11 protein-coding genes are annotated in these 12,892 nt (G+C 28.6%); 10 read left to right on the plus strand and 1 reads right to left on the minus strand.

The window, feature by feature from the left end:
• Nucleotide 1 precedes the first annotated feature (1 nt).
• From DY249_RS02630 to DY249_RS02655, 6 genes are all read left to right on the plus strand, one after another.
• On the plus strand, nucleotides 2–2,248 hold the full coding sequence (locus tag DY249_RS02630; RefSeq protein ID WP_245943489.1) for a glycogen/starch/alpha-glucan phosphorylase: 2,247 nt from the start codon (nucleotides 2–4) through the stop codon (nucleotides 2,246–2,248).
• The gene (pulA, locus tag DY249_RS02635) at nucleotides 2,238–4,118 is read left to right on the plus strand and encodes a type I pullulanase (protein ID WP_245943490.1); all 1,881 of its coding nucleotides are present in this window, start codon (nucleotides 2,238–2,240) and stop codon (nucleotides 4,116–4,118) included. Before DY249_RS02630 ends, pulA begins: the two co-directional genes overlap by 11 nt.
• Nucleotides 4,119–4,127: 9 nt before the next feature.
• Nucleotides 4,128–5,822, plus strand: a complete 1,695-nt coding sequence (locus DY249_RS02640) for a phospho-sugar mutase (RefSeq protein WP_115595092.1) — start codon at nucleotides 4,128–4,130, stop codon at nucleotides 5,820–5,822.
• 107 nt (nucleotides 5,823–5,929) lie between these two features.
• Nucleotides 5,930–6,433, plus strand: a complete 504-nt coding sequence (locus DY249_RS02645; RefSeq protein ID WP_101539989.1) for an FHA domain-containing protein — start codon at nucleotides 5,930–5,932, stop codon at nucleotides 6,431–6,433.
• Complete coding sequence (locus DY249_RS02650) at nucleotides 6,426–7,685, plus strand: FtsW/RodA/SpoVE family cell cycle protein (RefSeq protein WP_101539990.1); 1,260 nt, start codon at nucleotides 6,426–6,428, stop codon at nucleotides 7,683–7,685. Before DY249_RS02645 ends, DY249_RS02650 begins: the two co-directional genes overlap by 8 nt.
• Nucleotides 7,678–9,207, plus strand: coding sequence for a peptidoglycan D,D-transpeptidase FtsI family protein (locus DY249_RS02655; protein WP_115595093.1), 1,530 nt, complete (start codon nucleotides 7,678–7,680; stop codon nucleotides 9,205–9,207). The genes DY249_RS02650 and DY249_RS02655 overlap by 8 nt, the downstream gene beginning before the upstream one ends.
• On the opposite strand, the gene DY249_RS02660 is transcribed toward DY249_RS02655, so the two are convergent.
• Nucleotides 9,208–9,993, minus strand: coding sequence for an NAD(+)/NADH kinase (locus DY249_RS02660; RefSeq protein ID WP_115595094.1), 786 nt, complete (start codon nucleotides 9,991–9,993; stop codon nucleotides 9,208–9,210).
• A 421-nt stretch (nucleotides 9,994–10,414) separates the two neighbouring features.
• Between DY249_RS02660 and DY249_RS02665 the strand changes: the two genes are divergently transcribed.
• From DY249_RS02665 to DY249_RS02680, 4 genes are all read left to right on the plus strand, one after another.
• Nucleotides 10,415–11,053: a YtxH domain-containing protein gene (locus DY249_RS02665; RefSeq protein ID WP_115595095.1), complete on the plus strand. Its 639-nt coding sequence runs from the start codon at nucleotides 10,415–10,417 to the stop codon at nucleotides 11,051–11,053.
• Nucleotides 11,054–11,063: 10 nt separating this feature from the next.
• Nucleotides 11,064–11,507: a hypothetical protein gene (locus tag DY249_RS02670; protein ID WP_101539994.1), complete on the plus strand. Its 444-nt coding sequence runs from the start codon at nucleotides 11,064–11,066 to the stop codon at nucleotides 11,505–11,507.
• A 51-nt stretch (nucleotides 11,508–11,558) separates the two neighbouring features.
• Complete coding sequence (locus DY249_RS02675; protein WP_101539995.1) at nucleotides 11,559–12,560, plus strand: LacI family DNA-binding transcriptional regulator; 1,002 nt, start codon at nucleotides 11,559–11,561, stop codon at nucleotides 12,558–12,560.
• A gap of 61 nt (nucleotides 12,561–12,621) precedes the next feature.
• Nucleotides 12,622–12,882, plus strand: coding sequence for an HPr family phosphocarrier protein (locus DY249_RS02680; protein ID WP_101539996.1), 261 nt, complete (start codon nucleotides 12,622–12,624; stop codon nucleotides 12,880–12,882).
• The last annotated feature ends 10 nt before the right edge of the window (nucleotides 12,883–12,892 follow it).

Below are 12,892 nucleotides of genomic sequence, written 5' to 3' on the forward strand. Positions count from 1 at the left end.
AATGAAGACAAATAAAGATACTATTATTGAAAGAATACAAAATTATTTGTATTCTTTTTATGCTAAAGATATAAAAACTGCTAGAGATAATGAAATATATGATTGCCTATGCAGATACTTGATGGAGATTGTAGGTAAAAACTGGGTTGATACAAAAAAGATAAAAGAAGGCTATGAAGTTTATATTCTAAGCTTTGAGTATTTACCGGGTAGGTTTTTGACAAACGCTATCTACAAGTTAGATTTAAAAGAAGAAATAAAAGAAGCTTTAAATGAGATGGGATTTTCCTATGAAAAAATTACAAGCCTCGATAAAGAACCTGCCCTTGGAATAGGAGATATGGGTATGGGTTCGGCCTATCTTATAAATGAACTTTCCAATAAAAAAATAAAAGCAACAGCCTACGCTTTACGCTATGAATCAGGTAATTTTAAGCAAGTTATAAAAGACGGTATGCAGACAGAAGAATCTTCATCTTGGCTAAAATATGGATCAAATTGGGAACATAAAAAGTCTTTTACAAACGAAATTGAAATATATGGTAAAAAACACAAAACCGTTACCTATGATATGCCAGTAATTTCCGATGATGCAAGCTTTATAAATACACTTAGGTTATTTAAAGCAGAATCAACAAAAGATATAAATATTAACAAATTTTCTAAAGGCGACATTATAGACGCTTATGATGATTATATAGAAAATAGTTCTATAACAGAGTTTTTGTATGTAGATGACTCAAGCTATGAAGGCAAAATTCTAAGGCTAAAACAAGAATATTTTTTTGTAGCGTCAGCAATGAGAGATTTTGTTCGTAGATATATTCTGTATTATGAAAATATAGAGCATATAAAAGAACAGACAAATGTAATAATAAACGATATACATCCTACACTAGCTCTTATAGAATTTATAAGTATTCTAAGAAATGACTATGATTTTTCTATAAAAAAATCTATAGACTATACTAGGGAGATTTTCTACCATCTTGCCTTTTCTGTAACAGATGATTCTCTAGAAAAGTATCCAGTAGATGAGATAAGAAAATTAAATGAAGAAATATTTATTACCATAATGGACGTTCAAAATGAGTTGACTGGTGAAAACAATTATTTACCATTTGTAGAAGATGGATATGTAATATTTAAAAATATAAATCTTGCCCTTAGCAAAGACTATTTATTTTTATCAAAAATATTAGCAGAAGATAAGATAGCCAGCAAAAAATATATAAATCTAGGTACAGATAGGCTAATATATGCTAAAAGTGCAAATGAAGACCTAGTAAATTATTTAAAAAAATATGATATAGATTTTACAGATTATAATAGTTTAAAAAATATCGAAAAATATATAGAGGATAAAAATTTTTTAAATGAACTTGAAGATATTAAATTTAAAAATAAAGAAAGATTGATAAGGTCATTAGCAAATAAAGAATCGGATATTAATCCATATTCGATTTTTGATATGCAGCTAACAATAATGCATGAAAGCAAAAGACAAATACTAAATGCTCTAGCAATTGCTTATCAATATTATTATCTAAGAGATAATAGAAATGCTTATTTTATCCCTGTTACTTATATATTTTCTGGAAAAGCCAATGAAGGTTATTTTATGGCAAAGGAAACTATTAAGTTTATCTTAGCTCTTAAAAAACTTATTGAATCAGATAAAATAATCAGAAAAAAAATAAAAATTATATTTGTAGAAAATATAACAGTAGATGATTTAAGAAACTTATATCCAGCTTGTGATATTTATACAAATATAACACATCCGCTTTATGATAATCAAAATTTTGATATATTAAATTCTATATTTAATATGGCGAATATAGTTTCAACTAGGGGAGGCATTGTAAATAATCTTAAAACAAAAAATGAGTTTTATTTATTAAATGATGATTACAGAGTTTATAAAAATAGGAAAAATTTACGATCTTATAAGGCAAATGATATTATTTATCAAAATCAAGTAGTAAAATATACAATAGATAATTTGTTAAAAGAAAATCAACGAAATCTACCATATGATTTCTCTAAGCTTTATAATGAGTTATTAGTTTACAATGACTCATTTGAAATATTTTTAGATTTAGAAAACTTAATTAATCTTAGAAAAATAAGTAGTTTTGACTATTTAAATAAAGAAGCTTGGGCAAAAAATGAAGTTCACAATATATTGTGGGCTAATGAATTTAATTTAGATCATATAAAAAGGAAACTTAGTTTTGATAAATAATTATAAAAATGTAACTTATAATGATATAAAAGATTATAAAATGGGAGCTATTTATAGTAAGGATAAAACGACATTTAGAGTTTTTGCTCCTGAAAAAAATGTCAAACTTTCTATAATAAATGATTATAGAAATCCTAGAAAAAATATATATTCTATGAAACAAAATGACTGGGGTATTTGGGAGCTTACTTTAAATGGAGACTATGATGGATATTATTATTCATATATTGTAGATGACAAATATGAAGTGACCGATCCGTATTCTTTTACTAGCTCTATAAATTCTATGTATTCAGTAGTTTGTGATATGCAAAAGACAAATCCAGTAGGTTTTATAAACTCATCTGTTCCTCAAATCCCAGAAAATGAAGCTATCATTTATGAATTGTCTATCAAAAATTATACTGCCGATAAAACTAGCAATATAAAAAATGCTGGTAAATATTTGGGATTAACAGAAAAAAATTCTAGTTATCATGGATATAAAACAGGACTAGCTAATTTAAAAGAATTAGGCATTACTCATGTGCAAATTATGCCCTTTTATGATTTTATAAGTGTGGATGAAAGTGATCAGAGATTTTTTGATGATGATAACTATAATTGGGGTTATGATCCAGAGTTATACTTTACTCCAGAAGGCTCTTTTGCAATTGATCCAAATAATCCTAAGTCTAGAATAATAGAAGCAAAAAAAATGATAGATGCTATTCATTCTGAAAATATAGCTATAATAATGGACGTAGTTTTCAATCATACTTTTAAATCATATGATTCAAATTTAAATACTTTGGCTCCAAATTATTATTACAGGATGAATAAAGATGGTACTTTTTCAAATGGTTCTGGAGTAGGAAATGAACTTGCTAGTGAAAAACCTTTTGTGAGAAAACTAATTATAGATTCTTTAAAACACTGGGTTAAAGAATATAAAATAGACGGATTTCGCTTTGACCTTATGGCATTAATTGATGTGGATACTATAAAAATTTCTATAAAAGAACTTAGAAAAATTAATCCAAATTTAATTATTTATGGTGAACCTTGGATAGCTTTAGGCACGACTTTGCCATATAAAAAACAAAGCTTAAAAGGCAGCCAAAGATCAAATGGATTTGGAGTTTTCAATGATACTTATAGAGATGCCATAAAAGGAGATACGGATTCGTATGGCATTGGTTATATTCAAGGGAATTTTTATCTAAAAACTCAGATTGAAGAAGGCATAGCAGGGTCTATTTATTATGATGAAAAAAGAATGGGATTTGCTGACTATGCTTCAGAATCAATAAATTATTTTAATTGTCATGATAATTTAATCCTTTATGATAAGCTTATAATATCTATAAAAGATTTAGAAAATATAGATAATTATATAAAGCTTGCCCTTACTTTAATTATGCTTTCTTTCGGTAAGCCTTTTTTATATGAAGGTAACGAGTTTAATCATAGCAAAAATAATGATAGAAATTCTTACAATTCGCCATTGTTTATAAATGCGATAAATTGGCAAGAAAAAAAAGTGAATGTTGACATCTTCAACTATACAAAAAATCTTATAGATCTAAGGAAAAGTTTAAAGGTATTTAATAAAGTAGATCCAGAGGATATTAGAAATAGTCTAACATTTATGAATAATATAGACGATTCGTTAATTATCTATAAAATTAAGGCTGATGAAGGATATATATTAGTTGCTATAAATGCCAGTAAGGAAAATAAATATTTTGATAGCAAAGAGATAGGATGTTTTACTGGATATAGGGATTTTATTATGTATAAGATTTTTGACAAAAAGGGTAAATGTAATATTAGAAGTGTAGATTTAAATCTTGAAAAATTATCAGTTAATGTATACAAAATTTATTAGGAGAGTAAAATGGATTATAAAAAAAATTATGATTTATGGTTAAATAATGAAAAATTTGACGAAAAAACCCATAAGGAACTAGAAGAAATAAAAAATAATGATGAAGAAATAAAAGATAGATTTTATAGTTCACTAGAATTTGGAACAGCAGGTTTGCGTGGTAAACTCGGAGCTGGTACAAATCGTATGAATGAATATATGGTTGCCCAAGCTACACAAGGTTTTGCTGATACCATATCAGAAATGGGAGAAGATGCAAAAAAAGCAGGAGTTTCTATTTCATATGATGTACGTCACAAATCTGAAGAATTTGCAAAAATAACTGCAGAGGTATTTGCTGCAAATGGTATAAAAGTTTATATACACAAAGAAATTGAGCCAACACCAGTTTTATCATATACAGTTAGACATCTAAAAACATCTGCTGGTGTAATGATAACAGCTAGCCACAATCCTATGGAATATAATGGCTACAAAGCTTACAATGCAGAAGGTAGTCAAATATTAGATGAAACTGCTGATAAAATATTAGGACATATTGAAGAACATCCAGATTTTTTTGAAATCTCACGTATAGATTTTGAAAAAGGTTTAGAAGAGGGAATTATAGAGTGGGTACCAGAAAGTGTAATAGAAGATTATGTAAAGGAAATATTAGCTTGTACTATAAATGAAGATATTGATAAGGATATAAATATTGTTTATACACCACTAAATGGCACAGGAAATAAATTAGTTCGCAGAATTCTAAATGAGCGCGGTTTTAAAAATATCCATGTAGTGCCAGAACAAGAAAATCCAGATCCTGATTTTACAACGGTAGGCTATCCAAATCCAGAAATGCCAGCTGCTTTTGAATATTCAGAAAGATTAGGTAAAAAAGTTAATGCGGATTTATTGCTTGCAACAGATCCTGATGCTGATAGATGTGCAGTGGAAATAAATGATGGCAATGGAGAATTTGTATTTTTAACTGGAAATAAAATTGGTGCTTTACTTACAAACTATATTTTAGAAGCACTTGATAAAAATGGAGAATTACCAAAAAATGGTGCTGTTGTAAAATCATTAGTTACTGGAGATTTGATAGCACCAATTTGTGAAAAATATGGAGTTAAAAAATACGATGTTCTAACAGGATTTAAGAATATCTTTGCAGTAGCGAATGAACTTGATAGAACAGGTGAAGGTAAATTCATTTTTGGTTTTGAAGAATCAATAGGTTATAACTACAAAGATTTTGTTAGAGATAAAGATGCTGTAAATTCAGCAATGATGATAGCTGAAATGGCAGGATATTATAAAAAACAAGGTAAATCTTTATTAGATGTTCTAAATGATATTTACAAAGAACATGGATATTACTCAAATGATGTAATATCCATAACTCTTCAAGGTCTTGATGGTAAAGCGCGTATTGGTAGAATAATGGAAGAGTTTAGAAACAATCCATTAGAATCTTTAGCAGGTCTAGAAACAGTAAAAATCATTGATTATAAATTAGATGAAACTGGATTGCCAAAATCAAATGTATTAAAATATTATTTTGAGGATGATTCATGGGTAGCAATTAGACCATCAGGAACAGAACCAAAAATAAAACTATATATAAATGCAGTCTCAAAAGATAACTTGGAAATAGCAGATAACAAAAAACAAAAACTAATCGATCAAATGCAAGAAATCATTGACAGTATAGAGTAAAGTAGAAGAGGCTAGGGCATAGGCCCTAGTTTTTTTATTGATTTTTATAATGTTCAAAAATAAATCATATGTGGTAAAATATATACAAATCGTAAAGGATGGTTTATATGGAAAAATTTTTGAAAGCTGTTGATGATGTTTTTTCAGTACAAGTTATAGGAAATTTAACCCTATACCAATTATTTTCAACAATATTAAAATACATATTTGTAATTGTGGTTTTTTACTTTATATATTCTATTATTAGAATTATTTATTATGATGTAAGGACTACCCTAAAAAAAGAACAAGAGTCAGACACTTATTTGAAATTATTAAATCGTAATGATGGCTTTAGGTTTATAGTACAAGAATATTATTTTATCGGTGAAGACAATACTATTGGTCGTGATGATAGAAATACCATTTGTATCAAGGATAAGTATTTATCCAAATTTCACGCCCGAATTATTCAAGACGAAGATATATATTTTTTAGAAGATCTAGATTCTGCCAATGGAACATTTTTAAATGACGAAAGAATAGAAGATGCAATTGAATTAAAATCAAATGATATTATCAATATAGGTCAATTGCAATTTTTATTTATCCAAGGTGAAGATGATGAATAATATTATAGATGTAGAAAAAAAAGAGCAAAAATATATTAGAAAATCAATTTTTCTATTATTTATATTTTCTTTTTTAGCACTTTCTCTTGCTATGATATTTAATATAGCAAATTTATCAGCAACTGATTTTTACACATATTTAGCTATCTTAATTGTAATAGTTTTATCAACTATACTTACTCCAAAGATTACTAAGGCGGATAATATTTTACTGATGATAGTAAATATGCTATTTGCAATTGGTGTGGCTATGATATATAGGATAAATCCTTCATTTGGTAAAAGACAATTGCAGTTTTATTTAATAGGTATAGTCTTATTTTTCTTAACTTTTTTTATTTTAAGAACTTTTAAATTTTGGAATAAGATTAGCATATTTTATGTAATTGTTTCAGTAGGACTATTTATGGCTACATTAGTTTTCGGTTCCTACATTGGAGGAGCAAAAAACTGGATTGTTATAGGTCCTGTTACTATCCAACCATCAGAATTTATAAAAGTACCTTTAGCATTTTTTGTGGCAAGTTTTTATTCAAGATATAACGAAATATCTATGAAACCATTTGGCAGATATTATATGAATATAGTTATTTATATTTTTATAGGCTTCTTATTTTTACAAAAAGACTTAGGAACAGCCCTAATATTTTTTGGACTAATGATACTTGCCCAATTTGTTTATGAAAAAGATAGGGTTTTAATTACCATAAATATATTAGCGATGATACTAGGCTCTATTTTGGCATATTTTATGTTTGGCCACGTTAGAATAAGGGTTGCTACATGGTTAGATCCATGGTCTGATATAAATGCTACGGGCTATCAAATAACTCAAGCTTTATTTGCAACTGCTAGTGGTGGATTATTTGGAACCGGAATTGGTCTGGGACATCCAGATTACATTCCAGTTGCAGAATCAGACTTTATATTTTCAGCCATATCTGAAGAAATGGGTGTATTTATGGGGCTTGCTGTTATACTTTTATTTATGATTTTAGTTTATAGAGCATTTAAAATATCCTTAATTCAACAAGATAAGTTTTTTAGTATCCTAGCTTTTTGTATAGGAGTATTATTTGCTTTTCAAACATTTATAATATTAGGAGGAGTTTTAAAAATTATTCCTCTAACAGGTGTAACCTTGCCATTTATATCCCAAGGTGGATCATCCATGCTTTCTGGATTTATATTATTGGGATGTTTGCAATATTGTGCAAGTGACATCAAATATGGAGATGAAATAGATGAGTGATAAAAATAATCGCAAAGCTAGCAAAAAAAGAGCTCCAAAAGAAAGTTTTATAGATAAAATAAAAAAACAAGAAGAAGAGCAAAGGATAAAAAATAGCCGAGAGCTAAAAGTTTTATCCAAATCGACCTTGAATAAAAGATTACTTTTCGTAATGATTTTCTTTGTGATTTTGTTTATGGGACTTGCCTTATATTTAGTATATTTTGAGCTTTTTAAAGCAAAAACAATAGCTAGCAATGAAAATAATCGTAGAAACTGGGTAAATGAGGAAAATATAGCTCGTGGTAAGATTTTTGATAAAAATGGTAATATCCTAGCCTATAGTGATGTAGATGAAAATGGCAATCAAATACGCCATTATAATTATGGTAAAGCAGCATCAACGATTACTGGTTATACTTCTAAAACCTATGGTAAAACAGGCATAGAGAAAACTTATAACAACTGGCTGTTAAATCTAAAAGATGAAAATATGAGTAATTTTAGAAAAATGGTAGTAACTAATGATGTAGGAAATGATCTTCACCTAACAATAGATCAAAATATTCAAAATCTTACCTACAATTATATGAGTAATTATGTTGGAGCAGCAGTAGTTATGAACCCCAAAACGGGTGATATACTAGCAATGGTCTCAAATCCTACATTTGACCCAAATTATATCGATGCAAATTGGGATAATTTAATTGCAAATAATAATGGACCACTTGTAAATAGAACTACAACAGGTTTATACAGACCAGGATCTACTTTTAAAATAGTAACAGCGAATGCTATACTAGATAGTAATATAGACCAAAATTATGAAGATACTGGCTCAGAATCCATCCAGAACTTTGAAATTAAAAACTTTGATAACTTAGCCTTTGGTCACTTAGATTTAACAAAAGCCTTTATGTATTCTTCAAATACTTATTTTGCTAAAAAAACAACGGATATGGGCAAAGAAACTTTGATGAATATGACAGATAAGTATATGTTTAATAAACCATATCCATTTGATTTAGAAAAATATGATTCCGTTATACCTTATAAACAATTAAATCAAGCAGATCTGGCAATGACTGGATTTGGTTATGGAAAAACTCAAGCAACTCCACTTCATATGGCAATGGTAGCTTCAACAATTGCAAATGATGGTGTTATGATGCAACCAAAACTTGTAAAATCTATTACAGATAAAGATGAAAAAAATGTTTATAAGGCTAAAGATGAAAAATTGTCGATAGTAACTAGTAAAAGCAAAGCAAATACTATTAGAGATATGATGGTAGATGTAGTAAATGAGGGAACAGGTAAGGCAGCCTATATTGATGGTATACAAGTAGCCGGAAAAACAGGAACAGCTGATAAGTCAAATGGACTTATCGATGCTTGGTTTGTTGGCTTTGCGCCAGCCTATGATCCACAAATTGCAGTAGCCATTGTAGTAGAAGATGCAAATGATACTGGTGGTGTAACAGTAGCACCAATAGCTAGGAATTTACTGGTTGATATTTTTAACCAAGTAAACCTAAACTAATTATATAAGCTTATTTTTGATATTGGACCAGTAATGGTTCTTATCGAGAATAAGTTTTTTTATTGTATTTTTTGATACTTTAATATTTATTTTGTAGTCTTTAGTAGAATATTCCTTACCATCAAAAATAAAAACCGTGTGGTAATTATCTCGTTTAGACACAACAATATCTATACTTGCATCTTCTGGTAATACAATAGGACTAATGATTGCATTATTTAAATTTGAATAGATAGGTGCAATAGGTGTTAAAGAATAGCCCTTTAATGATTGGTGCAAAATAGATCCACCGCAGGATAAATTATAAGCTGTAGATCCGTGGGGAGTAGCAATAATAAGTCCATCACCAGAAAAATTTTCTACAAAATTTCCATCTATAAAAACCTTTAACCTTACTATTTGATTTTTATTGCTTTTTACAACAACTTCATTTAAAGACTCTATCTTTCTTTTATTAACAGTTGATTGTAAAATTGTTAGTTCTTGCATTTGATACTGATCGTTTTTAAAAGCAAGTATAAAATCTTCTATTTCATTTACCTCTACTTCTTGGTAAAAACCTAAATGTCCAGTATTAATCCCTATAAAAGGAATAGATGTAAAATTTGTATCATGGACTGCCTTTAAAAATGTTCCATCACCACCAATTACTAAATTTAAGACAGCATTTTTATCATAAGAATTGCTTACAACATAACCGTGTTTTTCTAATAATTGCTTTGTTTTGTAAAAGATACTTTTACTAAATTTTGATCTGTTTTTAAAAATATTGATAACATTTGTCATTTATCTCTACCTCTCTTAGTAATTATAACATATATAAAAGAATCCAATTGATAAAATATTTATAAAGATATTCTTATCTACTGGCAAAAATTTTCCTAGAAATAACTATTGAAATATAGAGTTTTTGAAAAAAAACATGAAAAAGTTTTTGTTGAATTAATTTTAACAATGTATTATAATTGACGTATCCTAAGGCATACGGTCCGAATTTAAACCTACAACTTTTATAAGGGATTGCGTCGTTCTAGTTTGGATGGAAAGCCTCCTTTGAGTGGACTTCAGAAATACTAGGCAGCTTGCCCACCTTCACACAAATGAAGGTATTAAAGTAAGGGCCTCCTTAGGACTTTTTTAAAATAATTGTTATAACACCTTTTTAGTGGGTATATAATAATTAGTACAAATTAAAGGAGAGATTATTATGTCAATAGCAGATTATATTGAAGACAGAGCAAGAGCTAAGCAAAGAGAAATTAAATACGAAATTTGGAAAGCTAAAAACCATGATAGTAGAATGAGAACACAAGGGGCTTTACTTGGAGCACTTGTTGGAGTTTCAGCTGGAGTACTTTTAGCGCCAAAATCTGGTAAGGAAACTAGAGAAGATATTAGCGAAGCTTTTGATGAAACAGTAAGAACAGTAAAAGAAACATCAACTGATATAGTTGATAATGCAAAAGATTCTTACGAAGATATGAAATATAGAGCTTATACAGATTTAGAACCAGTTAGAGAAGGTTTTGACTATGGTAAAGAAATAGCCAAACAAACTGGAGATCAAATTGCTGAAACAGCTGGAAATGTAAAAGATAATCTTACTGAAGGAGCTAGCGAAGTTTCTAGAATAGTTTCTGATACAGCAAGTGATGTTGCATATGATGTAAAATCAGGAGCAAAAGAAGCTAAAGAAGTAGCTGATGATAAAGGTGAAGATATAAAAGTAGAAGCTAGCAAAGGTAAAGAAGAAGTAAAAGAAAATGCTGACAAAGCATCAAATAAAGCAAAAGATGCTGGCAAAGAAATAAAAAAAGATATCGAAAATAAGAAAAAAAATAACTAGGGAGTTTTAAATGGTAACTATTAACTTTAATCTTCTTGGAAATATTATTCTTACTATTATCGGAATAATTGCACTTATTTATTTAATAATGACTTTAAAAAGTGCAAACGAATTAGTAAAGAAAGTTCATGGAGTACTAGATAAAAATGAAGACAATATTGATCAAGTAATTGATAAACTTCCTGGAGTTGTTGATCAAGCCAACATGTTAGTTAACAACGTAAATACAGTTGTTCAAGACCCTAACCTAAGAATGGCTATTGCCAAAGCAAATGATACAATGACTAACGTAAATAGTATCACTGACGATATCAGAGATACTGTAAACTATGTTGGTGAAACAGCTATAGATAGTATAGATACAGTTGGTGCAGGTATAGCATCAGTTGGAGACTATTCAAGCTTAGTAATGGACGTAGTTGATATTGTTAGAAACGTAATATCAGGCAGATAATAAAAACAAAGGTCATCTTAGGATGATCTTTTTTATTGAAAAGAGGTAAATATGGGTCAACCAACAATTAAAGATGTAGCCAAACTTGCTGGTGTTTCTATATCTACAGTATCAAGAGTTATGAATAACTCAAAACCAGTTAGTCCAGAAGCTAGGCAAAAAGTATTAGATGCTATAGCAAAGCTAGACTTTAAACCAAATGAACTTGCTAGATCACTAGTTATGAGAAAATCAAATCTAGTAGGTGTTATAGTAGAAGATCTAGGTATAGAATATATGGCTCAACTTATAAGAGGAGTCGAAGAAATTGGTAGAGTTTATAAATACGATATTTTGCTTCAAAGTTCCTATGGTAATGAAGAAGCATTAAATAATTCTATAGACTTTCTTGCTACAAAGCAAGTTGAAGGATTAATTATAATTACAGAAAATTTAACAGATGAAACTTTAATAAAATTAAGAGAAACTAGAATTCCTTTTATTTTATTAGATAAATACCATGCATATAAAAACTTAAATACTGTTAGAATTGACTATAAAAAAGAGCAATATAATCTTACAAAATATTTATTTGATATGGGACATGAAAATGTTTTATACATTGGCAATAAAGATGACAATGAATTAAATAGAGCAAAATTTGCAGGATATAAAGAAGCCATCAAGGAGCTAGAAAAAGAAAGATTTATTTTAAAAATTGATGGTTTAAATAGTGATGATGGGTATAACATAGGTGAGGAAGCTATAAACTTATGCAAAAAGAATAATATCACCGCAGTATCATTAATGAATGACGAAGTGGCAATCGGTTTTATAGACTATTGTACAGATAATGGTATAAAAGTACCTAACGACTTGTCAGTGGCAGGATTTGGTGATTCATCAATTGCAAGTATTTATAGACCAAATCTAACTACAGTTTCTATTCCTTATTACGACATAGGAGCTATATCTATAAGAGCTTTAATAAAAAGAATAAAAAATGAAGAAGAAATTTTATTAAATGATTGGGTTATGGAATGTAGCATAGTAGCAAGGGAATCAAGTAAGTAAGATAGTTGAAAAAACAAATATGATACACTATAATAATTATATAAACTAAGAGGAGGCTATTATGGCAGAAAGAAATGTTGTTATTAAAAATGAGACAGGTTTACATGCAAGACCTGCTGCATCATTAGTTCAATTTGTAAAAAATTATCCAGGAGATGTAAAAATCATTAAAGAAGGTAAAGAAGCAAACGCTAAATCAATCTTTAATGTAATGAGCCTTGGTATTGCTAAAGGAACAGAAATTACTTTAGTAGTTGAAGGTGAGGACGAAGATAAATTTGCAGATGAATTAGTTGATTTTATTGAAAACTTATCAGAATAATATTAAACAT

Origin of the sequence: Anaerococcus octavius (assembly GCF_900445265.1) — a bacterium.
GTDB classification, from domain to species: domain Bacteria; phylum Bacillota; class Clostridia; order Tissierellales; family Peptoniphilaceae; genus Anaerococcus; species Anaerococcus octavius.

Coding starts and splice junctions, on each gene's coding strand:
- DY249_RS02680 (WP_101539996.1), top strand. CDS start 12,622: ATGGCAGAAAGAAATGTTGTTATTAAAAATGAGACAGGTTTACATGCA.
- DY249_RS02670 (WP_101539994.1), top strand. CDS start 11,064: ATGGTAACTATTAACTTTAATCTTCTTGGAAATATTATTCTTACTATT.
- DY249_RS02675 (WP_101539995.1), top strand. CDS start 11,559: ATGGGTCAACCAACAATTAAAGATGTAGCCAAACTTGCTGGTGTTTCT.
- DY249_RS02655 (WP_115595093.1), top strand. CDS start 7,678: ATGAGTGATAAAAATAATCGCAAAGCTAGCAAAAAAAGAGCTCCAAAA.
- DY249_RS02640 (WP_115595092.1), top strand. CDS start 4,128: ATGGATTATAAAAAAAATTATGATTTATGGTTAAATAATGAAAAATTT.
- DY249_RS02665 (WP_115595095.1), top strand. CDS start 10,415: ATGTCAATAGCAGATTATATTGAAGACAGAGCAAGAGCTAAGCAAAGA.
- DY249_RS02650 (WP_101539990.1), top strand. CDS start 6,426: ATGAATAATATTATAGATGTAGAAAAAAAAGAGCAAAAATATATTAGA.
- DY249_RS02660 (WP_115595094.1), bottom strand. CDS start 9,993: ATGACAAATGTTATCAATATTTTTAAAAACAGATCAAAATTTAGTAAA.
- DY249_RS02645 (WP_101539989.1), top strand. CDS start 5,930: ATGGAAAAATTTTTGAAAGCTGTTGATGATGTTTTTTCAGTACAAGTT.
- DY249_RS02630 (WP_245943489.1), top strand. CDS start 2: ATGAAGACAAATAAAGATACTATTATTGAAAGAATACAAAATTATTTG.